We start from the raw sequence: 25,254 nt of genomic DNA, 5'->3' as shown, positions 1-25,254 counted from the left end.
CAACTATTACCGTTGACTTTTTTATTTTGCAGCCTCTGATGCTACTTCTATACACCCATACCATAACGCCACGGCTGCAATACATCGTTGACTTTATTGGTAAGGAGTTATTTGATGAAGGCATTGCCATTACTACCGATGCAGCCTTATTCAAAGCATCAAAACAACCCCGCTTAAACTATTCGGCCCAGGAGTTTGCAGACGACGAATTCTTTTTACGGAGCACCCATCTGCTTTTTGAAACGGATATCCATCCCCAGCACTTTGAATGTTTTGAGGTTAATTTTTACAAGGCTTTTTTTGAAACATCAGGCGATTTCCCGTTTGATATTTTTGCGGCTTCCTTTTATTTACTGAGCCGATACGAAGAATACCTGCCTCATGCCATAGATGAATATGGCCGTTATGCCCATATCAATTCCCTTGCGCATCGGGAACATTTTTTAACGCAACCGTTGATAAATTACTGGCTTCAGTTGTTTAAAAAAGCATTGGAGTACAAATTCCCTGAATTGGTTTTTAAACCGGCGCAGTTTAAATGTTTACTAACATATGATGTTGACATCGCCTGGTCTTACCTGCATAAAGGCTGGTTGCGAACTATAGGGGGCTTTTATAATTCCATTCGCAAAAGGGAGTGGGGTAGGGTAAAAGACAGATGGCTGGTATTGCGTGGCAAACGGAAAGATCCCTTCGATTGTTTTGAGTGGCTGGATGCCTGGCATTTATACTGCCGCATGAAGCCTTACTTCTTTTTCCTGGCAGCAAAAAAAACTGGCAGATACGATAAGAATAATGCCTGTAATAAAAAGCCGTTTCGCGACCTCATTTCTTATTATGCCAGGACCTGGCATTTAGGAGCGCATCCATCCTGGCAAAGCGGCGATGATGCTACCTTGTTAAAAGAAGAAGTGGAGTGGCTGGAAGTGGTGGGTGATAAGAAAATCACGCACAGCCGGCAACATTATATTCGTGTTTCCATGCCTGTAACTTACCGCCGGTTAATAGAAGCGGGTGTTGAGAGAGATTTCTCCATGGGCTATCCCACCATAAATGGTTTCAGGGCCTCCGTGTGTTCGCCTTTTTATTGGTACGATCTGCAAAAGGAGCAGGCTACTTCGCTGATGATCTATCCATTTTGTTTTATGGATGCCAATTCGTTGTTTGAGCAAAAGCAAAATCCCCAGCAAACATACAATGAGTTGTTACAGTATTATGAGCGGGTAAAAGGTTGTAAAGGCGTATTTATTCCAATCTGGCACAACTTCATTTTAGGTACTGACCCCGCATACGAAGGCTGGCGAAAAATGTTTGAACTGTTTATGAAAGAAACGGTTTACTGGGATGCGTACACCGATGAATAAATATAAAAAAGGTCTGACTATACCGCCAGACCTTTGATGTTATATTATAATCGTTACAATTAGTGTTTGAAATGGCGCATGCCAGTCATAACCATCGCCAACTGGTGTTGCTGGCAGTATTCGATAGAATCTTTGTCGCGAACAGAACCGCCTGGTTGAATAAACGCGGTGATGCCTGCTGCGTGACCTAACTGCACACAATCATTGAAAGGGAAGAAGGCATCGCTTGCCAGTACAGCACCATTCAGATCAAATTCAAACTGACGGGCTTTCTCCAGCGCATGACGCAGGGCATCAACACGGCTGGTTTGTCCGCAGCCTTTACCTATCAGTTGTTTATTTTTAACCAGTGCAATAGCGTTTGACTTCAGGTGTTTGCAAACGATGTTGGCGAATTCCATATCGCTTTTTTCGCCTGCATTGCTTTCGCGGCCGCCTACTTCTTTCCACTCCAGGTAATTGCCTTTATCTTCACCTTGTGCCAGTACACCATTTAATACTGATTTATATTGATTGGGACGGTTGGCAGTAGATTTCTGTTGTAACAGGATGCGGTTCTTTTTTGATTTTAACACTGCCAAAGCGTCCTCGTTAAATGTAGGTGCAATCAATACTTCAAAGAAGATCTCATTAATAGCATCGGCAGTAGCTTTGTCAATGGGTTTATTACAAACCAGCACACCGCCAAAAGCGCTTTCAGGATCGCCGGCCAATGCTGAATCCCAGGCAGCTTTCACAGTATCTCTTGACGCAATACCACAAACATTGGTGTGTTTAATGATCGCGAACACAGAACCGGTTTCGCTTGCACCGAAATCATTGATCAATTGAACCGCCGCATCCACATCAACCAGGTTATTATAAGAAAGCTCTTTACCATTCAGCTGAGCGAAGAGTTGATTCAGCTCGCCATAGAACACGCCGGTTTGATGCGGGTTTTCGCCATACCGCATGGTTTTGGGGCTGGGAATTGATTCCAGGAAGTACAGATCGCCTTCAGGGTTGAAATATTTTGCAATAGCCACATCGTAATGGGCTACAATTTGAAATGCTTTGGAGGCAAAAGCCCGGCGTTGTTCCAGGGTGGTAGTGCCGTTTTGTGCAGTCAGCATGTCCGCCAGTACCTGGTAATCAGATTTTGCTGCTAAAACAGTCACATGGCTGAAGTTTTTGGCTGCGCCGCGGATCATGGAAGGGCCGCCGATGTCAATTTTTTCGATGATCAGTTTTTCTTCAGATGTGCTGGCAACAGTTTCTTCAAAAGGATACAGGTCAACAATAACCAGGTCAATTTCCGGAATGTTGTATTGCTTCATTTCCTGAAGGTCCGATTCCAGCTCCCTGCGGCCCAGGATACCTCCAAAAACCGAAGGATGCAGGGTTTTAACCCGACCACCTAATATAGAAGGGTAGGTAGTTAAGTTTTCAACTGGCACCACCGGAATGCCCAATTTTTCTATAAATGATTGAGTACCACCAGTTGAATAGATGGTAATGCCTTGCTCGTGCAACACTTTTACAAGCGGTTCAAGGCCATCTTTATAAAAAACGGAAATTAATGCAGACTGTATCTTTTTGGTCATATGCTTATTTTAATCGGAAGTAGTGAAAGGGACATTGGGGATTACCAACCATCAATGGCTTATCAATAGTTGATTTAAGGGCGCAAAGGTAGGTTAATACAGGTTGAAAACAAAAGCACCCTTATCGGCTACCGAAAAGGCGGCAAGCCCCAGTTGGGCGCATTCCTGCTGCCATTTGGCTACTTTCCACGCGGGATTGGATGCGTCAAAAACAAATTGGCGGCACTGAAATGCACCCGTTATTTGCGCAATTTGAATGGGAGGGTTGTTGGAAACTATAATTATATCAATCGGGGTTTTTGGGTAAAATTTTGAAAGGTCCAATGGTGCATCAAACAGTAAAAAGGAGGTGTTCCCGAACCGGTAAAAATTCTTTTCACCCAGTATATTTCCCGGGTTAAATGAGTTGATTACGCGGTGTAGTAACCGACATGGTTGCAGGTGAAATTTTTGCAATAGGTCGTCGTGTTGAATCAGGCTATCGCCTTTAAAAAAGTATTTCGTGCCTACCATAACGTCAATGGCGCTATGCCGGGGTATGTTATAAACGATCAGTTTTTTTTGTTGCCCGGTATTCCAAACATCAACTGTCCGGAATATTATAAAAGACAAAAGCGCCATTAGCGACAATACGACTCCCTGGTGCTTCCTATTCAATAGCCACCAGGCTATGGCGCCGATAAATACGTACAGGCAAACCAGTTGTGCTGAGTTTATTTGCAGGTTGCCCAAGGTAGCATAAGGCAGGCTGCCTACCTGTTCAATAAAAGTATTCAGCCAATATATAGTATGGTGTAACAGATAACCAACACCTGAAGCCATTATTGGTAATACACTTACCGCACAAAGTAGTATTTCACCAAAAATGATGAGGCTCGATAAGGGAACAGCAAGCAGGTTGGCAATGAGAAATAAATTAGGGAATTGATGAAAGAGGTATGCCGAAACCGGCACCGTTAGGATTTGCGCCGCCAGTGTAACGCTTAGCGATTTCCATAAAAGGTCCAGTAGCTTATTCGATACAAACAACAAATTGTAAACAGGCTTATAAAAAACAGCAAGGCTCAGCACTGCTGCATATGACAATTGAAAGCCCGCATCCCAAAGCCAGAATGGGTTATAACACAGAAGCAGAAAAGCTGAAGCTGCCAGGCTGTTGTAAATGGATGTTTTTCTGTTTAAATGTGCGCCAATAACCACGCAGGTGAACATAACAGCCGAACGCAGTACGGAGGGTGAACCACCCGCGATAAAACTGAATAACCAGAGGCCTGCAATAATGAGTATGGGTTGTACCAGTTTACCTCCTTTACGTTTTGCCAGCGGTTTGCATAACAGCGTTAATAACCAGTAAATTAATCCAAGGTGTAAACCTGAAATGGCAATGATATGCACTACACCGGTATTTGAATAGGATTGAACCAGGCGTTGGTCAAGGTCTTCTTTATAACCAATGAGCATGGCCTCAGCAAGCCCGGCTTCTTTATCGCCGGGAATGTATTTTTTAAGAAGCGCAACAATTTTGGCTCTTGTGGAAAAAAGAAATTTCCGAAACAGGTTTTCATTTTCTATTTTGAGGGGTACATACTCGCCCTGCTTAAGATAAACCTGGTGTGAAATGCCTTGAAAAGCGCAATACCGCTGATAGTCGAAGCAGCCAGGGTTACCAGTATTTTTTACCGGTTGCAATGTTTTATAGAGTAATAATTGTTTGCCATACTGAAGACGTTGACTGGTACTGTCTTTTTGAAAGTAAAGAAGGATCTTTCCGCTGGCTTTGTTAAGAGAATGGTCAAACAAAACTGCCTGAACGGATGCAATGGTTTTCCAGGATTGTGTTTTTTCAGACAGTGGTTCTTCAATGGTTACCAGAATAACCTTTCCTGCTGTATTCTGCCTGGTAATACTCGTTTTTTGATGTTGATTATCACCATAAAATAATACTAAACCTCCTGTGGCAAATAGCGTTGCATGCAAGCATATGCCGTTAAGCCATCGGGCACGGTATTGGCGTGAAAGCGATTGAGCTTGAAGAAGCGATAGCGCACTAGTACTGAGGGCTAAAATCAGCCACATGAAATAAATGGGGAAGGGCCAATACCACTGATAAGCAATGCCGGCGATAAGCGGGATTATAAGCCGGATAAAAGGTGATTCTTTCCAAATGGGCCAGGCAGGCAAATGAGACATACCACTAAGTGAAATTACAAAAGACCAGCAATAATAAATTACAAGGGGAATCTGTGAGTAAGAGAATGGAGGGGATTTAAAAACAAACTACCTACTTTATCAAAAAAGGACAAGGCTAATGGTAAAAAGATAAAGCAGGTAGTTTGAAAAGGAAAATTCTGTGTTCAGAATAAAATTTCCTCAAGAGTATTTGCGGATAACAAAAGCCTTGAGGAAATCTGTCGGCGGGTTTTCACAGGACCATTGGATTTATAAAACGGGATGATAGCAACTCTCCATGTCTAATTTCAGACAAAAACCGGATACATGCCAGAAAAGCGCGATTTATTAACTACGGTATTTTGTACGGGGAATTAGCGGGCTAAGCACCCCCGTAAAAAGACGGGGATAAGAGGTGTTTTTTAAACGGTTATTTCTTCTTCATTTCACGGTATTTACACCGTCATTTTCACGTGACTCGTTGAACTCCTTCACGTTATGAATAATAGTAATTCGTAATTAGTTGTCTAACATTCAGTTGTAGCCGAAGTTTTCTATGCGCTCGCCGCTACCTTCACATCGACAACACAATCACAACTAAACAAAACTCACAAGCTATGACTACAATTGAAAAAAATTCCTTAGCGGTAGGAAGATACGTAAACACGAACCACGTTGATACCCTCATTCGTACCTATAAACAAGAAAGATGGCAGCAGAATTCTGAGCGCATGGGTAAAGAGGATACGCTGAGCCTTTTTTATACAATTGAAGAATTAGAAGAATTTTTGCAACGTTCAAAGGCTGCCGGCGCCAATGCCGTTAGCATTCACTTTGGTGTTTACCCCGAAAACTTTGCAGAAAGACCAGGATATGCCGGCAGACAAACTACTGTGTTTGTAGCAACAGATCGTCAGGAAACTGAAAATGGTTTTGCTCACAAGAACGTTTATCAGCAAACAAGCAACGGCAAGCAACTGCTGGCTTACAATATGGGTTCATTACCTCCCGGAGGCGTTGAAACCGATTGGGACGGTTTGGGTATTACCATCGTAGACAAGGGAGATGGTATGATCGTGATCTAAGAAATTATCAGGACTTAATATATTTTTAAAATCCGCCCCGGATTATCCGGAGCGGATTTTTTTTTTATGCTGAATTTTCTACATTAGTGCCTGATGAGCCTATTTTCTCTAATAATTGAAGTGATTTGCTTTTTAGCGTCCCTGGCCTTGTTTTTTCAGGCATCGCTGCCCAGGTACCTGAAAACATTTCCCTTTTTTCTATTATTGACCATTATTATTGAGATCATTGGGGATCTTCTCGTAAAAAGGAAAATTGATTCGATCCCGATGTATAATATATTTACCACATTCGAGTTTATTTTTTACCTATACATTTTAAGACGTATCATATATAATGTAAGAGTCAAAAAGCTCATCGTGTTGTTAATGGCCATTTATCCGGTACTGGTATTAATTAACATGCTGTTTTTTCAAGAAAACACCTTTCATACGAATACTTACTCGCTGGGTTGTTTACTGATTGTTGGCGCCTGCATCTATTATTTTTATGAAATATTTCAAACCACGCATTCGGTAAACCTGGTAAAGGAGCCGGCATTCTGGATATGTTCAGGGCTGTTATTTTTTTATACCTGTTCTTTTCCATTGGTGGGTTTATGGAACCATTTGTACGGGTTACCGCGTATTATATTGCTTAACCTGAATGCCGTTCTGCAGATCCTGAACATTTTATTATATTCTTTATTTTCCATTGCTTTCCTGTGCCGGGTCAGGTTCCGGAAAATACGCACAGTATTATAGGTTTTACGATTGGTTTATAAAAACAGTACCCCTGCTACCCTGTTGGTTTGAACTTTGTGCTAAATTGCTTGCCGCAATGGTTGTAATATGAGTACGGATATTTATATAGTAATAATAATGGGCGCTATACTGGCAGTATTGCTGGTAGGCTTTATTGTTACCACCCTTTTCCTGTACCAGCGCAGACAACACCGGCAGGAGTCGGAGATAATTCGCATGAAGGAGGAGTATGAGCGGGAAACGTTGAAGTCGCAACTGGAGATACAGGAAGAAACCTTTAAGAATATTGGTCAGGAGTTGCACGACAATATAGGGCAGATGTTGTCGGTAGTAAAGCTTTCCCTGGCGGTATTGCCCATGAGCAATGATCACGAGGCGTTTGAACCTATACAAGGCGCCCGTGGAGTGCTGAATAAGGCCATGATTGACCTGGCTAACCTTACCAAGAGCCTGCATACCGATCGTATAACACAGATCGGGCTGCCTGAATCCATTCACTTCGAGCTGGAGAATATAAACCGCACCGGGTTGCTCGATATCGAATTCTCAAACTCTGGTATTGAGCAAAGCTTTGATGATCAGAAAGGGATCGTATTATTCAGGATCTTCCAGGAAAACCTCAACAATATCTTAAAACACTCAAAGGCCCAGAAAATACAGGTAAGCTTAGCCTATCTCGAAGACAAATTCATAATGAAAATAATAGATGACGGGGTGGGTTTCAATGTGGCAGAAAAGAAAAATTCTACTTCGTCTGCGGCTGGTGTTGGATTAAAGAGTATTTTCAACCGGGCAAAACTCATTGGTGCTGATATAGACATGCAAAGTGAACCTGGCAAAGGCACTACTGTTACCATCCAATTGCCCTTACCCGATTAAAAAAGTGAATGCGCGTACATAATGACTGTTAACAAAAACATACAGGTAGCTGTTGCCGATGACCATAATTTATTGCGAAATGCACTGGCTCGGTTGATTAATTCATTTGAGAATTATAAAGTGTTGTTTGAGGCAAGTAACGGACTGGAGGTTAAGGAAAAGCTTAACAAGCATATTATACCCGATATTATTTTGCTTGATGTAAACATGCCCGATATAGATGGGTATGAAACCGCCAAGTGGATTTACAAGAATTTCCCACAGGTAAAGATCCTGGCACTTTCCATGTTCAGCGATGAAAATATAATTATCCGCATGCTGCGCCTGGGCGCCAAAGGATATATAATGAAGAATGCGGAGCCGGAAGAATTAAAACTGGCGTTGGATTCGGTCATGCATAAAGACTTCTATCTTTCTGAACTGATATCTGGTAAGATCATCAGCGGTTTACACAAAGACATGGATAAGCCGCAGGAGCCCATACACCTCACCGAAAAGGAGCGGGAATTTCTGAAGTGGGTTTGCACCGAATTAACCTATAAAGACATTGCCGGCAAGATGTACGTTAGCCCACGTACCGTAGATGATTATCGTAACTCCCTTTTTGAAAAACTGGGCGTTAAAACCCGGGTGGGGCTGGTTATTTATGCCATCAAGCACAACATGGTGGAGATCTAAATTATTCTGCAACTTATTAATAGCAACAAAAAAGCCCTCCCGATGCATCGGGAGGGCTTTTTATATAGCGTTACAATGACTATTTGCTCAGGTACATACTTCTGTCTTTGTACAGTTGACGGAAGTATGGATCGCGCAGGTCTTTAATGAAGCGGATGGCTTCACCAGTGCTTTTCATTTCAGGTCCCAGCTCTTTGCTTACTCCAGGGAACTTTTCAAAGCTGAACACCGGCTCTTTGATCGCATAGCCCTTCAGGCGTTTTACGAATTTAAAGTCGCGCAGTTTATTGGCGCCTAACATGATCTTGGTAGCTACATTCAGGTAGGGGATCTGGTAGGCTTTGGCAATAAACGGTGTGGTGCGCGATGCGCGTGGGTTAGCTTCAATCACATACACTTTACCGTCTTTGATGGCAAACTGAATGTTGATGAGACCTTTGATATTTAATTTGAACGCGATCTTGCGCGCGTATTCTTCCATAGTTTCCACAACCAGGGGGCTCAGGTTGAACTGAGGTAACACCGCGTTGCTGTCACCACTGTGGATACCAGCAGGCTCAATGTGTTCCATTACACCCATTATGTGAACGCTTTCTCCGTCGCAAATGGCGTCAATTTCAGCTTCCTGGCAACGATCGAGGAAGTGATCGATGAGGATCTTGTTGCCGGGGATATGTTTCAGCAGGCTTACTACTGCTTTTTCAACTTCTTCATCGTTGATTACGATACGCATGCGCTGGCCGCCTAATACATAGCTGGGGCGAACCAGTACAGGGTACCCTACTTTATTGGCTACTTCAACTGCTTCATCAACTGTAAAGGCTGTTCCGTAATTAGGGTAAGGGATGCCCAGTTCTTTCAGCATATCGCTAAAGCGACCGCGGTCTTCTGCGATGTCCATGTTGTCGAACGAAGTACCAATAATCTTAACGCCCTTTTTGGTCAGTTTTTCGGCCAGCTTCAGGGCTGTTTGTCCGCCCAACTGAACAATAACACCTTCTGGTTTTTCATGCTCAATCAGCTCCCACAGGTGCTCCCAGAATACGGGTTCAAAGTACAGTTTATCGGCCATGTCGAAGTCGGTTGACACTGTTTCGGGGTTACAGTTCATCATGATGGCCTCGTAACCGCACTCTTTCAGTGCCAGCAAGCCATGCACACAGCAGTAGTCGAACTCAATACCCTGACCAATGCGGTTGGGGCCTGAACCGAGCACGATCACTTTTTTGCGGTCGCTGACTTTGCTTTCAGAAATATTACCTGACTCGAAGGTAGAATAGAAGTAAGGTGTTTTGGCCTCAAACTCGGCGCTGCAGGTATCAACCATTTTGTAAACGCGGGTAATGCCTGCTGCTTTCCGTTTTTCGTATACTTCTTCGTCGTTACCATCCTGCATAATTTTGCAGATCTGCTCATCACTGAAGCCCATGAATTTGGCTTCTTTTAGCAGTTCAACAGGCAGGGTGGCCATTTTATATTTTTCAATCTCTTTTTCCAGATCAACGATCTTTTTGATCTCATTGATAAACCAGCGGTCAATAAGGGTGGCTTTGGCAATGGTTCCAACCGATACGCTAGCCATAAGGGCATCTTTAATGCGGAAGATGCGGTCCCATTTCGGGGTCTTGATGTATTCGATCAGTTCCTCAGCATGCATCTGGCTTTTACCATAGTAACCCAGTCCAACTGCGTTGTTCTCGAGGCTCTGACAGGCTTTTTGAATGGCTTCAGTAAAGCTTCTGCCGATTGACATTACCTCGCCCACACTTTTCATTTGCAAACCGAGGGTATCGTTGGCGCCTTTGAATTTGTCAAAGTTCCAGCGGGGCATTTTCACGATCACGTAATCCAGCGCCGGCTCAAAGTAAGCCGAAGTGGTTTTGGTGATCTGGTTCTTCAGTTCATCGAGGTTATAGCCGATAGCGAGTTTGGCGGCTATTTTGGCAATGGGGTAACCGGTGGCTTTAGAGGCCAGGGCCGATGACCGGCTCACGCGTGGATTTATTTCAACAGAGATCAGTTGTTCGGTTACAGGGTCCAATGCAAACTGCACATTACAACCACCGGCGAAGTTGCCGAGGCTGCGCATCATGAGGATGGCCTTGTTGCGCATGTCCTGGAACGCAGTATCGCTCAGGGTCATGGCCGGGGCTACGGTGATGGAGTCGCCGGTATGAACACCCATTGGATCGAGGTTCTCAACGGTACAAATGATGGCAACGTTATCATTCTTGTCGCGCAGCAGTTCCAGTTCGTATTCTTTCCAACCCAGTACGGCTTTTTCAACGAGTACCTCGTGTATGGGAGAAGCTTTCAAACCTCTGTCGAGGGCTGCTTCCAGTTCAGATTTGTCGTGAACGAATCCGCCACCGGTTCCACCCAGGGTGAATGAAGGGCGAATTACGAGGGGGAATCCAATTTCCTGGGCAAATTCCTTTCCTTCGAGCAGGGAGTTGGCTACTCTTGATGGAGCAACCGCAACGCCTATCTTCAACATCAGCTGGCGGAATTTTTCCCGGTCTTCAGCTGTATCGATGGCGGCAATATCAACCCCGATCAATCGAACGTTGTATTTTTCCCACACACCTAATTCTGCTGCCTCTTTAGCCAGGTTTAAGGCTGTTTGTCCGCCCATGGTCGGTAGCACCGCATCAATCTGGTTTTCTTCCAGAATTTGCTCAATGCTTTCTACCGTCAGTGGCAACAGGTAAACCTTATCGGCCATCATAGGATCGGTCATGATGGTTGCAGGGTTACTGTTGATTAGAATTACTTTAATTCCTTCTTCCCTGATACTACGGGCTGCCTGTGAACCGGAATAATCAAATTCACAAGCCTGGCCGATAACAATGGGACCTGAACCGATAATTAATACTGACTTGATAGAAGTGTCTTTTGGCATTTTGAGTAAAGAGCGATTTTTTTTAATTAAACCTTGGTTGAACCTTTATCTGACGCCTTTCCTGCACAATTTTGTGGTCATATTGGCGGGATAAATTGCGCAAAAGTAAGGCAGCGAGGGGAATTTTGCCGATTAATTTTTGTCTGAACCTGGATTGGTGAGATGCATGAGAGATGTGGGAGAATGAGAAAGGAGATATTTCACTGGAAAAGAGGATATTCCGTAGTTTGAGTGATGGGCCTGTCAATATCACAAGAATCCCATAAATCCCAGGCATTCCAGTTCAGACAATAAAAAAGCCTTTACCATCCGGCAAAGGCTTTGAATTGCTGGCTGAAATTATTTTTAATCAGTTGTTGTGAAAAGCGGCTAATTCGATGTCATCAAGTGCAACACCCCCACCCCGTACCAGTTTTCTTTCTTCCGCTATTTGACGTTTTTCGTCAAAACGACTTCTGATACGGAATACCCATTTCTGTTTAGCTTCATTTCCACGAAAGATACCTACGATCGTTCCAACCGACAGCGCCAATACTAGTATCATTCTGTTCCTTAGCGTTTTCATAAACCGAGTTTGTAAAATTGTTCTAGACTATACTTGTTATTATTTAAGACAACTTATATACGCCAAAAGCTGTTCCAATGTTTATAAAAATCATACCACTATGTGGGTATTTTTTTAAAATTAACAGTTAAAAACTCCTAGCAGTTCCATTTTTATTTTATTCTGATTTAACTGTGCAGGTAACCCGCCTTAATGTTTTTTTAATATTAGATTTTGGGTTACTTTTCCAAGACGACTTATCTCAATTTTTACATAACATTTCCTTCATTATTCTCAACCACTTAGTTTTGCAGCCATATTAATCACCCATGAGAATACTCACACTATTTTTATTATTGAACAGCACCGGGCTGGTTGCTCAGATCTTTCAGCCTGCCAGTTACCCGCAGGGATATTTCCGCGATCCGCTTGAAATACCCATTCGCCTTGCAGGCAATTTTGGAGAACTACGGCCTAATCACTATCACATGGGCCTTGATATTAAAACGAACGCTCGTGAAAACCTGCCCGTATATGCGGCGGCAGATGGCTACATCAGCCGCATCAAGATAGAGCCCTATGGTTTTGGCCGGGCTATTTACATTACCCATCCCAATGGTTTTACTACGGTATATGCCCATTTGAATGCATTTAACCCCGCTCTTGAAAAATGGGTAAAAGACAAGCAATACGCACAACAATCGTGGAAGGTTTTTCTCGAATTAACACCCGACCTGTTCCCGGTAAAAAAAGGCGATTTCCTGGCCAGTAGCGGTAATACCGGTGGCTCCCAGGCGCCACACCTGCATTTTGAGGTCAGGCGCTCGGATGGCGATGTAAATGTGAATCCCTTTTTGTTTGGATTTCAGATCCCTGATAACGTGCCGCCCCGGTTACAACGGCTGGCGATATACGACAGATCCCGTAGCGTATATGAACAATCGCCCCGCCTGTTCCCGGTAAAAGCCCATTCCGGTTCAACCTATACAACAACGCCCTCAATTATCACCGTTTCTTCCCCCCTCATAAGTTTTGCAATCGGTGCTTATGATACCCAAACCGGTTCTACCAACCACAATGGCATCTATGAATCTACTCTTACGGTTGATGGACAGCCGGTGGTTGCCTTCAGGATGGATAATATCAGTTACAACGATACCCGCGATCTGAATGCACATATCGACTACAAGACCAAATTCCAGGGTGGCCCTTTTTTACAGCATTTGTCGGAACTGCCGGGATATACAAACGCTATTTACAAACGCAAGAAAGGTAATGGCGCCATTGACGTAAGCGATGGGGGTGTACACGCCATCACCATCCTGGTAAAAGACGCCAGCGGAAACAGCAGTACGCTTGAATGTAAGGTGCGGTACGTAAAAGGCAGCCCCGAACCGGCACCGGCTGGCAAACTGTTTCATCCCATGATGATGGATGGCCTGGAAAATCCCGAATGTGAATTTTTCCTTGGGGAACGTTGTTTATACGATTCGGTGCACATCCGGTATACCAAATCGGCCAATTCAAATGACCAGGTAATATCATCTATACATACCATTGGAGCCGCGTATATCCCCATCCGGGATTCCATGCTGGTTCGCATTCAACCTGTACGAACGTTGACCGATGCGGAAAAATCACGAACAGTAATGCAATGGTTTGCCGGCACTAAAAGAGAAGTACAAAAAGTGCAATGGCAGGGCAACTGGGCATCGAGCCGGTTCCGTGATCTGGGAAGTTTTCAACTGGTGCTTGATATTGAACCTCCTGTAATAACACCCGTTGGTTTTGCAGATGGAACTGACTTAAGCAAAGCCTCCCGCCTGGTTTTTACTGTAAAAGATAATCTGGAAGAGATCGGGAATGTGTGGGTTGAACTGGATGGCAAATGGTTGCGGTTCACCAATGATAAAGGGGTGACGTTTATTTATCAGTTTGATGAAAAGTGTATGGCCGGCCAGCACGAATTGAAAATCCATGCAGAGGATGAGGCTGGGAATGTAACCGAGAAAACGTATAATTTTACCCGCTAATCTTAAGAATCATATGATCACATTGAAAGAAGGCGATAAGGCCCCGGCATTTAGCGGCAAAGACCAGAACGGCAAAAAAGTTACGCTCAGCGAGCTCAAGGGCAAAAAAGTGGTGCTGTATTTTTACCCTGAAGACGATACGCCTACCTGTACCGTACAGGCTTGTAATTTGCGTGATAACTATGCCTTGTTAAAGAAACATGGTTTTGAGGTAATAGGTGTTAGTCCGAACGATGAAAAAAGCCATAAAAAGTTTGAGGCCAAGTTCAACCTGCCGTTTACTTTGCTGGCCGATGCCGATCACGCTATTATAAATAAGTATGGAGTTTGGGGCGAAAAGCAAATGTTTGGTAATAAGTATATGGGGGTTCACCGCACCACTTTTGTGATCAATGAAAAGGGAGTTATCAGCAAGATCTTTCTGCGGCCTAAGAATAAGCAGCATGCTGAAGAGATTATAGCTGCTGAGGAATAACTTGATTAATATCAATGAATTAGGGAGTGTACCATTGTGTTATTCCTGAAAAAATAGCACCTACGGCACCTTGTTATTCCAATTCCTTTACTTCTTCATCAACTTTTCGGGCTGTGCCGGTTCCTTTTTAAACTCGTTTTTTTCGAAGTTTTCCATTACCAGGGCAGCAGCGCCAGTAACTTCGGCCTGATAGCCGAGAGAAGAGATTTGAATTTCAGTATTGGAAGCCAGGCGGGGAATACAATGCTCGTTTAATGCCTGTTGAATGGGCGCCTGCCAGATCTTTCCTGCCGATGACCCCCGGCCGCTTAAGATAACCACTTCAGGGTTCAGTAAGTGGATCAGGATGGCCACACCTCTACCTATATTATATCCAGACTCGGATAATATTTCTACTGCAAACTTATCGCCTTTGCCTGCTGCTTTTATGATGTCCTGGAAGGCCTGCTCCGCATGATCCAGGGGCAATTCTTTCAGCAACGAAATTTTCCCCTCCTTTAAGCCCTTGTTTGCTTTTTCAATAACCACCAGCAGGGAGGTTTCAGTTTCCAGGCAGCCGCTTTTGCCGCAGCTGCATAATTTATTATTCAGGAATAGCGGAATATGGCTGAACTCGCCGGCAAACCCATTGTGACCCCGGAAGAGGTCCCCATTCAGGATCATGCCTAAACCAACGCCCCAGCCCACATTTATGACCATGGCGTTCTTTTTACTGCGGGCAGCGCCAAACATTAACTCGGCCAGGGCAATCAGGCGGGAATCGTTATCGATGTATACCGGTAGTTTAAGTTTTGATGAAATGTATTGGGTAAGGGTACCCTGTTCAGGTTCAAGAAAGGTATAATTCATTCCCTTGGCCGAATCAACAAAGCCGGGCATTCCTATGCCCACGCCGGCAATACTGTTTTTTGAGATGCCCGACCGGGTTATAACCTCATCAATTTTTTCGGTAAGTGTATCAAGCGCCTGGGGATTCTTTAATAAAGGCAGCTCAAAGAGTTCTGTGGCGGCCACCTGGGTGTTCTGCATGTTCAAAATGGCAATGCGGGTAATCAGCTGGTCCATGGCCACCGATACTACATATAAAACATCAGGTTTCATCGAATACATAACGGCCCGCCTGCCACCGGTTGATGCTGCAAAGCCGGTTTCGGTAACCCAGCCTTCCTCAATAAGCTTTCCCAACATTTTGGTAGTGACGGGTAAACTCTTATGGATCTTGTCGCTCAGGTCGGCGCAGGATAGCATATTAGAGAAATAAAGATGTTTTATGATCTTTTTCTTATACAGTTGATTTTTTTCCGTCATGTACTGTTGCTGAACTTTAATCAAATTTACTGTTAAGTACCTGAACTTTAAAGCAATTCACAAAAGCCTGCACCGCGTAACAGGTAAAAACCACACCTACAATATCGTTGTTTTAGCGCATTACCTTATTTATTTAGATACCTGCTTTTTATAAACCCTGCCCCTTTAATCTGGTTTTAATGTGGTGGGATGGTGAACCGGAATGTATAAGCCGGGGCAACTATGTTTAATTCTTTATCGTATAGTATTATGGCTATCTGCCGGTGGCGGAGCTGTATGCCTGTTCCCTGACCGCTGCAGGTTAAGAGTTATTGCGGCTGTCTTATTATCATTATTATCTGGTAAAGTGTATTGCGATAATACCCTGATACAAACTCTGTAAGCAGGCCGGGCAACCGGCTTGCTTCTATATGGGTTATTTTTTAGTTTTAGGGTTTGGTTACCCTGTCCTTTTAAGGACAGGGTTTTTTATTATAACTGCTGTAAGTTTCCCACGAATATCAATGAAAGGCAACCAAATGAAACGGTTAATCGTACAACTGCATAGAAAATTGCATGTATGCATGCTCTTATTGAAAAACTATTAAAGCTTCTTAATCAGCTTATTTAATTGCTCTACTATGATTAAAAAAATTACAGGCGTTTTGGCAGGCAGTATGTTCCTGTTTTTAGGTTGTTATAACGACAAGGAAGAGATCTTATACGGGGCTTCAACGTGCGATGGTATCAATGCATCATTTGCAGCGGATGTAATGCCTATTATCCAATCCCGGTGTGCAAAACCCGATTGTCATGGCGCAGGATACAACAATGGCCCTGGCCCCCTTACCTCATATACACAAATAAAAAATGCAGCAACAGAAATAAAATCGGCCGTGGTTTCCCGTTTTATGCCTAAGGACGGCTCACTTACACAAAGCCAAATAAAATCAATAAGCTGTTGGGTTGACGGAGGCGCACTCAACAATTAAATTCACATTCTTACATGAACAAGAAAAGGACAATCATTGGTGGTATAGTAGTAGTTATCGCATTGGCAGCAGGATACGGCTGGTATCAGTTTAACAGAACCGTTCAGGGCCTTGCGAATGTACGTGCGGATTTTTCTGTAAACGCTACAGACCTGATCAAGGAATTTGTTAGCAGCGAGGATGCGGCTAATAAAAAGTACATGAATAAAATATTAGCGGTAAAAGGAATGGTCAGGAATGTAGAAGCAGCACAGAGTACCGTTGTATTGGGCGACACCAGTGATATGTCGGGCGTGCGTTGTGTAATCGACAGCACGGCCAATTCCACAATAGGTTCGTTACAAAAAGGCGCAGTAATAACCATTAAAGGGGCCATTACCGGGTTTAATAAAGATGAAACCGGACTACTGGGTTCAGATGTTCAGTTGAACCGCTGCGTTATAGCCAACTAAACAATTGTTAAAAACAAATAATTTACTATGAGTTTCTTGATAAAGAAAGGCATCATATCGTGCTGCTTTATACTGATGGCAGCATCGTTAATGGCACAGGACAAATTCTTCACCAAAAGCGGCAACATTCAGTTTTATTCAAAAGGCAATATTGAAACCATTGAGGCCACTCATCGCAGCGTTACCTGTGTGCTCGATTCAAAAACCGGCGACATCCAGTTTGCAGTTCTTATGAAAGGCTTTGAATTCAGAAAAGCATTGATGCAGGAACACTTCAACGAAAACTATGTGGAAAGCGATAAATATCCCAAGTCAGAATTTCGTGGGCAAATCACTAATAACAGTGATGTAAACTACACAAAAGACGGTAGTTATACTGTGCATATAAAAGGCAAGCTTACGCTGCATGGCCAAACAAAAGATGTTGAGGCTGATGGTAAGATCACTGTGAAAGAAGGCAAACTGATAGCAGCGTCAAAATTTAAAATTCAGATGTCTGAGTACGACATCGACATACCAGGCTCGGTAGCAGAGAATATGTCGGATACAATAAACATCAGCGTAAACTGTACCCTGGAACCTTTGAAACAATAAACCGCACGAACCAAACTAAAAACCAACCGATATGAGCAAAATAACCTACCTACTATTGACTGCCTGTTTTGTTATTACGGCAGCCAATACCATTCAGGCGCAGGAAAAAGACCTGTTAAGCATGGTTAAGGATTCTGCAAAAAGAGAATATGCAACGGGCGCGTTCAAATCAACACGCGTTATCAATGGCCAGTCTATGGAAATGCTGGGCAGGGGCGTGCTGGATGTGCGCATTCTGCACCGTTTTGGCCTCATCAGCGATGGCCCTAAACAATTATTTGGATTAGACCAGGCCAGTATGCGACTGGGTTTTGATTACGGCATAACCGATAACTTAGGCATAGGCGTAGGAAGAAGTACTTTGAATAAAGAACTGGATGCCTTTTTTAAATTCCGTGCTATACGCCAGGGCGCCAACGGCGGTTCACCGGTTTCTGTATTATGGGTATCGGGTGTAACCGTTCAAACCATGCCCTGGGCAGATACAACCCGGAAAAACTATTTCTCTTCCCGCGTAGCTTATTACCACCAGATAATCATCGGCCGCAAATTCAGCAAGGCTTTCAGTTTGCAGGTAAGCCCTATAATGGTTCACCGCAACCTGGTTGCCAAAGCCGATCAGGACAATAATACCTGGGCATTAGGCATCGGGGGCCGGTTGAAGTTGTCGAAACGTACGGCGTTCGTAGTAGATTATCATCCCATCCTGGCCGGACGTGAGCCCGGAACCAAGGATCCCCTTTCTGCAGGGTTTGATATTGAGACCGGCGGCCACGTATTTCAGTTACATTTTAGCAACAGCGTAGGAATGAACGAAAAAGCCTTCATCACCGGCACTACAAACGATTTCTGGAAAGGCGAAATCCGGTTCGGCTTTAACCTGTCGAGAGTTTTCCAGGTAGCGCACAGGAAGAAGAATTAGCTAATGGGCTAATATGCTAATGGGCTAATATGCTAATGGGGTAATGGGGTAATGCGCCGTTATGCAGCCCGATATCAAATAGGTTACTACTCTCAATTAGCATATTAGCCCAATAGCATATTATCGAATCAGCATTTCTACTTCGCCAAAATCAAATGCCCGTTCCATTACGTCTTTGGTTAGCAGCTGACCATTGTCAGAAACCCCCATGATAGTGGTTTCAAACAAAACGACGCCTTTTTTCAGGGTAACGGGCTGGTGTAATTTGTATAACACCTGTTGATATTCCTGCATAATGGTTTCAAAACCGCCGCTCTGTAATTGCCGGTAGCGGTGCTCCAGCGCCTGGCAGAGTTCTTTACCTAATTCGGCGGCATCAAAATCTTTCCCGGTGATCTGTTTCAACGAAACCGGGTTGGGCAAACTGGGGTCAAAAACAACCTGGTTAACGTTTATTCCAATACCCACCACGGCAAATAACCAGTCGGTACCACGGAATACGTTTTCTATTAAAATGCCACCTGCCTTTCTGTCACGCCAATACACATCATTAGGCCATTTAATAGCTGTTTCGTCCCCGGCATATCTTTTATAAAAGTCATAACAGGCGAGGGCTACTGTGGCAGATAACCAGAACTGGCGGCTGGGCAATAAGCCAGGTACAATAACCGAACTAAGCATTATATTCTGGTTAGGAGTTGTTAACCAGCTTTTTCCACGTTGTCCTTTACCGGCTGTTTGCTCCAGGGCAAACCAGGTAGCACCGTGATTTGCCAATCCGGCTTGTATTTGCCGCATGGCATAGTTGTTGGTGCTGTCTATTGTGGGTAATATTATATAAGGATGACCAATAGGGGCATCCTGACGAGGATGTGACAAAAGATTATTAATTTTGGGATGCGCGAAATTAGGAATAAGCCTTGAGCGTTTAGGAAGAAATGCGGTAATAAGCGAATTTATTCGTATTTTAATACCAGTAGTCACTTCCCGCGGTCAGGGAAGAAAATGAGCCAGATTGCAAAGCTCCTCACTACAGACCTAAAACACATTGATCATTTAAACACAGGATTATTGGAACAAGTTTCATTGTTAGCTACCCGTCGTAAACGAAATAGTGTAGCCCGGTTAACAAAAAATTCAAAGATTTTCAAAGCAATCATTCACGCCATAAAGGAAAAGAAGGGAGAGCATATTGTGTCGTTGGACCTGCGTAAAATTCCCGAAGCTGTTGCCGACTTTTTTATTATTTGCGAAGCCAGTAGTACCACCCAGGTAAAGGCTATTGCTGACTATGTACAGGAGCATTTAAAAACAACAGTTGAGGAAGCTCCTTTCCATAGCGAAGGGCAACAGGCAGCTCACTGGATACTAATCGATTATGTTAATGTTGTCGTGCATATTATGCAGCCCGAAACCCGCAAGTTTTACAAGCTGGAAGAAATGTGGATGGATGCTGAAGGTGAAGAATATTAGTACCCCCCTGCAAAATTTAATGTTAAAATGCGGCTTTATGCGAAATAATGATTAACTAACAGCTTTTTAGGCGAACAATTTAGGGTCGTCGATCATTAATTATTTTATCTAGAAAACCAAGGATAAGCAACATATACTATGTCACAAGACGAGTCAAGACAGAACGACCGCAATTTCCCTCGCTTACGTCCCCGTGAAGACGGCGGCGGACAGCGAAAAGGTCCAAAATTCAATATTTACTGGGTTTGGGCTATCATTTTCGCAGTTTTAGTAGGCTTTCAATTATTTGGTTCCTTTGCTCCAGACGCCAAAACCATTACCGACCTCGAGTTTTACAAAATGCTGGATAATGGCGATGTAGAAAAGCTTAATACAGTTACCAATAAAAATACGGTTCGGGTATTTATCAAGAAAGAGAAGATAGATAAATACAAAGATCAGCTTTCAAAGAACTCCTGGACCAGCGCAGGTGATAAAGGCCCGCAATTTGAATTCAAGGTTATTAAAGCCGATGATTTTAATAAAGAACTGAACGCTTACTTCGATAAACATCCTGAACTTACCCGGGTTGCCAACATACCCATTCAGGAAGGCGAGTGGTTTGGTTCCATCATTCAATTCTTATTACCCCTTGTTGTGATTGTGCTCATATGGGTAATGTTAATGCGAAAGATGGGTGGCGGTGCTTCCGGCGGCAGTGGCCCCGGTGGTATCTTCAACATCGGTAAATCAAGAGCTACCCTGTTCGATAAAGGCACAAAAGTAAACATCACGTTTGCAGATGTTGCCGGTCTCGATGAAGCTAAGGTAGAGGTAATGGAAATCGTTGACTTCTTAAAGAATCCCAAGAAATATACTTCACTCGGCGGTAAAATTCCAAAAGGTGCATTGCTGGTAGGTCCTCCCGGAACCGGTAAAACCCTCCTGGCAAAAGCTATGGCCGGTGAAGCACAGGTTCCTTTCTTCAGCATGAGTGGTAGTGATTTCGTGGAACTGTTTGTTGGGGTAGGCGCCAGCCGTGTTCGTGACCTGTTCAAACAAGCCCGTGAAAAAGCGCCTTGTATCATTTTCATTGATGAAATTGATGCCATTGGCCGTGCACGTGGCAAGAACGCCATCATGAGCAACGACGAACGTGAAAGCACCCTGAACCAGTTACTGGTTGAAATGGATGGCTTTAGCGGCGAAAGCGGCATCATCGTACTCGCAGCTACCAACCGTCCCGATGTACTGGACAGTGCGTTACTTCGCCCGGGCCGTTTCGACCGTCAGATCTCTATTGACAAACCAGATCTGAAAGGCCGTGAGCACATCTTCAAGGTGCACCTGAAACCGATCAAGATCTCAGAAAAAGTAGATATTCATAAACTGGCTGAACAAACACCAGGTTTTGCCGGCGCCGATATAGCCAACATATGTAACGAAGCCGCCCTGATTGCCGCCCGTAAAGGAAAGCAATCTGTTGAAATGGACGACTTCCAGGATGCCGTTGACCGTGTTATCGGTGGTTTGGAAAAGAAGAACAAGATCATTTCTCCCGACGAAAAACGCATCATTGCATATCACGAAGCAGGCCACGCCATTTGCGGCTGGTTCCTGGAGCATGCGTATCCATTATTGAAAGTTACCATTGTACCACGTGGCGTTGCCGCACTGGGATATGCACAGTATACTCCAAAAGAGCAATACCTGTACAATACCGATCAGTTAATGGACCAGGTTTGTATGACCCTCGGAGGCCGCGCCAGTGAAGATATTTTCTTTGGTAAAATATCAACCGGTGCACAGAACGATCTGCAACAGATCACCCGTATAGCTTATTCAATGGTTACCGTATATGGCATGAATGAAAAAGTAGGTAATGTAAGTTTTTACGATCCTGCTGCAGAAAATTCATTCACCAAACCATACTCAGAAGAAACTTCCAAAATCATAGATGAGGAGGTGCGCAAGCTGATAGAAGTGGCATATGAAAAAACCAAAGAATTGCTTACCGAGAAAAGGACACAGGTTGAAAAACTGGCCGAAGCCTTGCTCGAAAAAGAAGTGTTGTTTCAAAGTGATGTAGAAGCATTGATTGGCAAACGTCCTTTTACAGATAAGAAAACGCTTGATGTAGATGGCGAAGGTCATACCGAAGGCGCCATCAGCGAAGGAGTTCCTCCTTACGACAGCAATGTTACAAATCATCCTGCTACTTAATTGTTGTTATGAACGTTTCTCCAGCAAAAGAAAATATTTTAAAAAAAATAAGAAAGGCGTTGACAAGTTCAACGCCTCTCCCTTTTCCGGAAAGTGAGGGCAATAGTTCCGTTTACCAACCTTCGCAACAGGATCTGGGTTTGGAATTTGCCGAGCGGTTCACGAAACTTCAGGGAAAATTTGTTTTTTGCCAGGACTATAAAGAGCTGGTTGCCCAGCTTAACCAGGTTATCGGCGTTAACAAATGGGATAAGGTGTTTTGTAAAGAAGAAGGTTTGCGGAAAGCGCTCGCGGATAATCAATTCAACAATTACGCTCACAACGATCTGGCTTCGTGCGATACCGCCATCACCACCTGCGAATGGCTGGTAGCCCGTACCGGTAGTATTGTTATGTCGGCTGCCCAGCAAAGCGGCCGTACGGTTAGTGTATATGCGCCTGTGCACATTTGCATTGCCCATACCAGTCAACTCGTGTACGATGTTAAAGATGCATTGACGAACGCCAGGGAGAAATACTCCGGTAATCTTCCCTCGTTGATTACATTTGCAACGGGCCCCAGCCGTACAGCTGATATTGAAAAAACGTTGGTAGTAGGAATACATGGCCCCAAAGAAGTATATGTATTTCTGGTAGATCAATAAACGTACATTTTCACTTCCTCATGCAACAAAACATTTACCGGCTGTTTTTATATGGTACACTGCGGAGTGGATGCCACCTGCCAGTTTATTCCTATATAAGCCGGTATTTTGTATTTGATGGAGTAGGTGCGGTACCAGGTCAGTTGTTCGATATGGGCGACTACCCCGCCGCAATTCCCTGTACAGAAGATTGTTTAATTACAGGAGAACTGTATCATATTGCTCAACAGGAGGAATTTGATTATGTGATGGAACAGCTGGATGATTACGAAGGGTTGCTGGTTGAACCAGGCGGCATACCTTTATTCAGAAGGGAACCGGTAAATGTGTTGTTCAAAAATTCTACGGTAATTTCCTGGATGTACTGGTACAATAGAGAAATTACTAATCAGCCCAGGATTGAATCAGGTGATTATGTGGCTTATAAAATGGGAATGGGGAAATAAGTTGACCAGTTGATCAGTTAACTGGTTGACCAGTGAGTTGACAGGGTTGATAAAGGAGAGATACGAGGTAAGAGGTTGACGAGTTAACATGTTAACAGGGAAACGAGTTAATAGGTTAAGATTTATTGCGAAGTCGCAAAACTCCCCTCCACCGGAAGGGGCCGGGGGGAAGCCCGATTTACGACAAATGGACGCTGACAAGAAAATATATTTTTTATCCGACTTCCACTTAGGAAGCCCGGACCATGCATCGAGCCTGGTACGCGAAAAACGTATTGTTGAGTTTTTAGAAGAGATCCGAAAAGACGCAGCCGAAATATTTATAGTGGGCGATATGTTCGATTTCTGGTACGAGTACCGTACCGTTGTGCCGCGCAATCATGTACGCTTACTGGGAAAGCTGGCCGAAATTACCGATTCAGGTATACCGGTGCATTTCTTTGTAGGCAATCACGATATGTGGATGAAGGATTATTTCCAACAGGAATTGAATATCCCGGTATATTTTGAGCCCCACGCTTTTGAATTCAATAACAAAAAATTCTGGGTAGGGCACGGTGATGGACTGGGACCTGGCGATCATGGTTACAAGATGATGAAGAAGGTTTTTCGCAGTCCGGTATGTCAGTGGCTCTTTGGAATTTTACCCCCCTACATAGGAATGGGACTGGCCAATTACCTCAGTCGCAGAAGCCGTACCGTAACCGGTTCGGCCGATGAAAAGTTTTATGGGGAAGAAGGGGAGTGGCTGATCACTTATTGTAAAGATGTGCTGAAACAAAAGCATTACGATTACCTGGTGTTCGGGCACCGGCATCTGCCTATTGATTTTACCTTAAAAGGTGGCAGCCGGTATATTAATCTCGGTGATTGGATCAGGTATTATACCTATGCAGTTTTTGATGGAGAAAAATTGGTACTTACAACCCGTTACCCTGAGCTGGAAAGCAAAATCGTTCGCCAATAGTGGTTCGTATACTCATCATATTAACTTCATTATTGTATTGCGGCAATATTGCGTACGCGCAAACTGCCGATACCACCTTTATATTTAATAAACTGGCCGGCCAGCAGGTAACTGATTTTACGGTTGATAACCTGGGTAACCTGTATATACTGAACAATACCGGGCAAATAAAAAAGATGGGTCCTGCTGGTGATTCCATTGCTGTATTTAACAATGTGCGGCAATATGGAAAGTTGTATTGGATGGATGTTACCAACCCGCTACGGGTTTTATTATACTTCCGCGACTTTGGCACCATCGTGGTGCTGGACCGGTTTTTAAACACCCGGTCCACTATAGATCTTAGAAAGCAACAGTTGTTCCAGGTAAACGCCATTGGCCAATCGTACGATAACAACATCTGGGTGTATGATGAAATGGAGAGCAAATTAAAGCGGGTGGCTGAAGATGGCCGGGTGCTCGATCAAACTACCGATGTAAGAATGATCGTAGATACTGCTCCCTCCCCGCAATTTCTTGTTGACCAAAACCGCCTGGTATATTTATACGATTCGTTGAAGGGCGTTTATATGTTCGATTATTACGGCGGGTTTAAAAACCGGATTCAATTAAAGGGCTGGACGGATTTTACCGTAATTGGCAATGCCATGTATGGCCGGGATGCCAACATGTTGTATCGTTATGAACCCGGTACCCTGAATTTGCAAAACTACCCCATACCTGTAACCATGCGGGATGCACAAAAAATAAAGATCATGCCTGGTAATTTATATGTGCTGCGTAATAACCGCCTGGAAGTGTTTTCCTATCACTAACTTTGAA

At 43.8% G+C, this 25,254-nt stretch carries 23 protein-coding genes; 17 read left to right on the top strand and 6 right to left on the bottom strand.

Features of this window, described 5'->3' with window-relative positions; all coding sequences use genetic code 11:
* The first annotated feature begins 38 nt into the window (after positions 1–38).
* A complete protein-coding gene (locus NIAKO_RS28485) occupies positions 39–1,364 on the top strand; it encodes a polysaccharide deacetylase family protein (protein WP_041347417.1) in 1,326 nt (441 codons plus the stop codon).
* A gap of 59 nt (positions 1,365–1,423) precedes the next feature.
* Here the strand turns inward: NIAKO_RS28485 and purH are convergent, their stop codons facing one another.
* Both purH and NIAKO_RS28475 read right to left on the bottom strand, forming a co-directional pair.
* The gene (gene purH, locus NIAKO_RS28480) at positions 1,424–2,947 is read right to left on the bottom strand and encodes a bifunctional phosphoribosylaminoimidazolecarboxamide formyltransferase/IMP cyclohydrolase (protein WP_014221925.1); all 1,524 of its coding nucleotides are present in this window, start codon (positions 2,945–2,947) and stop codon (positions 1,424–1,426) included.
* Between the two features lie 93 nt (positions 2,948–3,040).
* Complete coding sequence (locus NIAKO_RS28475) at positions 3,041–5,023, bottom strand: ComEC/Rec2 family competence protein (protein WP_242675486.1); 1,983 nt, start codon at positions 5,021–5,023, stop codon at positions 3,041–3,043.
* 710 nt (positions 5,024–5,733) lie between these two features.
* Between NIAKO_RS28475 and NIAKO_RS28470 the strand changes: the two genes are divergently transcribed.
* From NIAKO_RS28470 to NIAKO_RS28455, 4 genes are all read left to right on the top strand, one after another.
* Positions 5,734–6,201, top strand: coding sequence for a hypothetical protein (locus tag NIAKO_RS28470; protein WP_014221923.1), 468 nt, complete (start codon positions 5,734–5,736; stop codon positions 6,199–6,201).
* Positions 6,202–6,294: 93 nt separating this feature from the next.
* A complete protein-coding gene (locus tag NIAKO_RS28465; RefSeq protein ID WP_014221922.1) occupies positions 6,295–6,942 on the top strand; it encodes a hypothetical protein in 648 nt (215 codons plus the stop codon).
* An 87-nt stretch (positions 6,943–7,029) separates the two neighbouring features.
* The gene (locus NIAKO_RS28460) at positions 7,030–7,821 is read left to right on the top strand and encodes a sensor histidine kinase (RefSeq protein WP_041347413.1); all 792 of its coding nucleotides are present in this window, start codon (positions 7,030–7,032) and stop codon (positions 7,819–7,821) included.
* 21 nt (positions 7,822–7,842) lie between these two features.
* A complete protein-coding gene (locus NIAKO_RS28455) occupies positions 7,843–8,499 on the top strand; it encodes a response regulator transcription factor (protein WP_014221920.1) in 657 nt (218 codons plus the stop codon).
* 79 nt (positions 8,500–8,578) lie between these two features.
* Here the strand turns inward: NIAKO_RS28455 and carB are convergent, their stop codons facing one another.
* Together carB and NIAKO_RS28445 are read right to left on the bottom strand one after the other, a co-directional pair.
* On the bottom strand, positions 8,579–11,401 hold the full coding sequence (gene carB / locus NIAKO_RS28450) for a carbamoyl-phosphate synthase large subunit (protein WP_014221919.1): 2,823 nt from the start codon (positions 11,399–11,401) through the stop codon (positions 8,579–8,581).
* Positions 11,402–11,750: 349 nt separating this feature from the next.
* Complete coding sequence (locus NIAKO_RS28445) at positions 11,751–11,966, bottom strand: hypothetical protein (RefSeq protein WP_014221918.1); 216 nt, start codon at positions 11,964–11,966, stop codon at positions 11,751–11,753.
* 308 nt (positions 11,967–12,274) lie between these two features.
* Between NIAKO_RS28445 and NIAKO_RS28440 the strand changes: the two genes are divergently transcribed.
* Together NIAKO_RS28440 and bcp are read left to right on the top strand one after the other, a co-directional pair.
* Complete coding sequence (locus NIAKO_RS28440) at positions 12,275–13,978, top strand: M23 family metallopeptidase (protein ID WP_014221917.1); 1,704 nt, start codon at positions 12,275–12,277, stop codon at positions 13,976–13,978.
* 13 nt (positions 13,979–13,991) lie between these two features.
* Positions 13,992–14,453 carry a thioredoxin-dependent thiol peroxidase gene (bcp, locus tag NIAKO_RS28435; RefSeq protein ID WP_014221916.1) on the top strand — a complete coding sequence of 154 codons (462 nt, stop codon included), beginning with the start codon at positions 13,992–13,994 and terminating at the stop codon, positions 14,451–14,453.
* Between the two features lie 87 nt (positions 14,454–14,540).
* On the opposite strand, the gene NIAKO_RS28430 is transcribed toward bcp, so the two are convergent.
* A complete protein-coding gene (locus NIAKO_RS28430; RefSeq protein WP_014221915.1) occupies positions 14,541–15,761 on the bottom strand; it encodes an ROK family protein in 1,221 nt (406 codons plus the stop codon).
* 620 nt (positions 15,762–16,381) lie between these two features.
* Between NIAKO_RS28430 and NIAKO_RS28425 the strand changes: the two genes are divergently transcribed.
* The 4 genes from NIAKO_RS28425 to NIAKO_RS28410 are packed head-to-tail and all read left to right on the top strand — an operon-like array spanning position 16,382 to position 18,700.
* Complete coding sequence (locus NIAKO_RS28425; RefSeq protein WP_014221914.1) at positions 16,382–16,732, top strand: hypothetical protein; 351 nt, start codon at positions 16,382–16,384, stop codon at positions 16,730–16,732.
* Between the two features lie 14 nt (positions 16,733–16,746).
* Positions 16,747–17,184 (top strand): OB-fold protein, encoded by a 438-nt coding sequence (locus tag NIAKO_RS28420; RefSeq protein ID WP_014221913.1) that lies wholly within the window; start codon positions 16,747–16,749, stop codon positions 17,182–17,184.
* A 27-nt stretch (positions 17,185–17,211) separates the two neighbouring features.
* Positions 17,212–17,778, top strand: coding sequence for a YceI family protein (locus tag NIAKO_RS28415; protein WP_014221912.1), 567 nt, complete (start codon positions 17,212–17,214; stop codon positions 17,776–17,778).
* A gap of 31 nt (positions 17,779–17,809) precedes the next feature.
* Entirely contained in the window at positions 17,810–18,700 is an 891-nt protein-coding gene (locus NIAKO_RS28410; RefSeq protein ID WP_014221911.1) for a DUF5777 family beta-barrel protein, read from the top strand.
* A gap of 120 nt (positions 18,701–18,820) precedes the next feature.
* Here the strand turns inward: NIAKO_RS28410 and NIAKO_RS28405 are convergent, their stop codons facing one another.
* Positions 18,821–19,579 carry a biotin--[acetyl-CoA-carboxylase] ligase gene (locus NIAKO_RS28405; RefSeq protein WP_071884257.1) on the bottom strand — a complete coding sequence of 253 codons (759 nt, stop codon included), beginning with the start codon at positions 19,577–19,579 and terminating at the stop codon, positions 18,821–18,823.
* Positions 19,580–19,771: 192 nt separating this feature from the next.
* Between NIAKO_RS28405 and rsfS the strand changes: the two genes are divergently transcribed.
* From rsfS to NIAKO_RS28375, 6 genes are all read left to right on the top strand, one after another.
* Complete coding sequence (gene rsfS / locus NIAKO_RS28400) at positions 19,772–20,173, top strand: ribosome silencing factor (RefSeq protein WP_041349522.1); 402 nt, start codon at positions 19,772–19,774, stop codon at positions 20,171–20,173.
* A 138-nt stretch (positions 20,174–20,311) separates the two neighbouring features.
* Complete coding sequence (ftsH, locus tag NIAKO_RS28395) at positions 20,312–22,375, top strand: ATP-dependent zinc metalloprotease FtsH (RefSeq protein WP_014221908.1); 2,064 nt, start codon at positions 20,312–20,314, stop codon at positions 22,373–22,375.
* A gap of 8 nt (positions 22,376–22,383) precedes the next feature.
* Entirely contained in the window at positions 22,384–23,019 is a 636-nt protein-coding gene (locus NIAKO_RS28390; protein WP_014221907.1) for a LutC/YkgG family protein, read from the top strand.
* Between the two features lie 20 nt (positions 23,020–23,039).
* On the top strand, positions 23,040–23,465 hold the full coding sequence (locus NIAKO_RS28385) for a gamma-glutamylcyclotransferase family protein (protein ID WP_014221906.1): 426 nt from the start codon (positions 23,040–23,042) through the stop codon (positions 23,463–23,465).
* Between the two features lie 187 nt (positions 23,466–23,652).
* Positions 23,653–24,432, top strand: coding sequence for a UDP-2,3-diacylglucosamine diphosphatase (locus tag NIAKO_RS28380; protein WP_041347409.1), 780 nt, complete (start codon positions 23,653–23,655; stop codon positions 24,430–24,432).
* On the top strand, positions 24,432–25,247 hold the full coding sequence (locus tag NIAKO_RS28375; protein ID WP_133055310.1) for a hypothetical protein: 816 nt from the start codon (positions 24,432–24,434) through the stop codon (positions 25,245–25,247). Before NIAKO_RS28380 ends, NIAKO_RS28375 begins: the two co-directional genes overlap by 1 nt.
* Positions 25,248–25,254: the final 7 nt, after the last annotated feature.

Origin of the sequence: Niastella koreensis GR20-10, assembly GCF_000246855.1 — a bacterium.
In the GTDB taxonomy this organism is placed as follows: domain Bacteria; phylum Bacteroidota; class Bacteroidia; order Chitinophagales; family Chitinophagaceae; genus Niastella; species Niastella koreensis.
Note: the sequence above shows the minus strand (reverse complement) of the source record. Positions and strands in the feature narration are given on the sequence as shown.

What these genes read in the sequence shown, in the direction of transcription:
- NIAKO_RS28485 (WP_041347417.1), top strand. Translation starts at nt 39, where the DNA reads ATGCTACTTCTATACACCCATACCATAACGCCACGGCTGCAATACATC.
- purH (WP_014221925.1), bottom strand. Translation starts at nt 2,947, where the DNA reads ATGACCAAAAAGATACAGTCTGCATTAATTTCCGTTTTTTATAAAGAT.
- NIAKO_RS28475 (WP_242675486.1), bottom strand. Translation starts at nt 5,023, where the DNA reads ATGTGGCTGATTTTAGCCCTCAGTACTAGTGCGCTATCGCTTCTTCAA.
- NIAKO_RS28470 (WP_014221923.1), top strand. Translation starts at nt 5,734, where the DNA reads ATGACTACAATTGAAAAAAATTCCTTAGCGGTAGGAAGATACGTAAAC.
- NIAKO_RS28465 (WP_014221922.1), top strand. Translation starts at nt 6,295, where the DNA reads ATGAGCCTATTTTCTCTAATAATTGAAGTGATTTGCTTTTTAGCGTCC.
- NIAKO_RS28460 (WP_041347413.1), top strand. Translation starts at nt 7,030, where the DNA reads ATGAGTACGGATATTTATATAGTAATAATAATGGGCGCTATACTGGCA.
- NIAKO_RS28455 (WP_014221920.1), top strand. Translation starts at nt 7,843, where the DNA reads ATGACTGTTAACAAAAACATACAGGTAGCTGTTGCCGATGACCATAAT.
- carB (WP_014221919.1), bottom strand. Translation starts at nt 11,401, where the DNA reads ATGCCAAAAGACACTTCTATCAAGTCAGTATTAATTATCGGTTCAGGT.
- NIAKO_RS28445 (WP_014221918.1), bottom strand. Translation starts at nt 11,966, where the DNA reads ATGAAAACGCTAAGGAACAGAATGATACTAGTATTGGCGCTGTCGGTT.
- NIAKO_RS28440 (WP_014221917.1), top strand. Translation starts at nt 12,275, where the DNA reads ATGAGAATACTCACACTATTTTTATTATTGAACAGCACCGGGCTGGTT.
- bcp (WP_014221916.1), top strand. Translation starts at nt 13,992, where the DNA reads ATGATCACATTGAAAGAAGGCGATAAGGCCCCGGCATTTAGCGGCAAA.
- NIAKO_RS28430 (WP_014221915.1), bottom strand. Translation starts at nt 15,761, where the DNA reads ATGACGGAAAAAAATCAACTGTATAAGAAAAAGATCATAAAACATCTT.
- NIAKO_RS28425 (WP_014221914.1), top strand. Translation starts at nt 16,382, where the DNA reads ATGATTAAAAAAATTACAGGCGTTTTGGCAGGCAGTATGTTCCTGTTT.
- NIAKO_RS28420 (WP_014221913.1), top strand. Translation starts at nt 16,747, where the DNA reads ATGAACAAGAAAAGGACAATCATTGGTGGTATAGTAGTAGTTATCGCA.
- NIAKO_RS28415 (WP_014221912.1), top strand. Translation starts at nt 17,212, where the DNA reads ATGAGTTTCTTGATAAAGAAAGGCATCATATCGTGCTGCTTTATACTG.
- NIAKO_RS28410 (WP_014221911.1), top strand. Translation starts at nt 17,810, where the DNA reads ATGAGCAAAATAACCTACCTACTATTGACTGCCTGTTTTGTTATTACG.
- ftsH (WP_014221908.1), top strand. Translation starts at nt 20,312, where the DNA reads ATGTCACAAGACGAGTCAAGACAGAACGACCGCAATTTCCCTCGCTTA.
- NIAKO_RS28390 (WP_014221907.1), top strand. Translation starts at nt 22,384, where the DNA reads ATGAACGTTTCTCCAGCAAAAGAAAATATTTTAAAAAAAATAAGAAAG.
- NIAKO_RS28385 (WP_014221906.1), top strand. Translation starts at nt 23,040, where the DNA reads ATGCAACAAAACATTTACCGGCTGTTTTTATATGGTACACTGCGGAGT.
- NIAKO_RS28380 (WP_041347409.1), top strand. Translation starts at nt 23,653, where the DNA reads ATGGACGCTGACAAGAAAATATATTTTTTATCCGACTTCCACTTAGGA.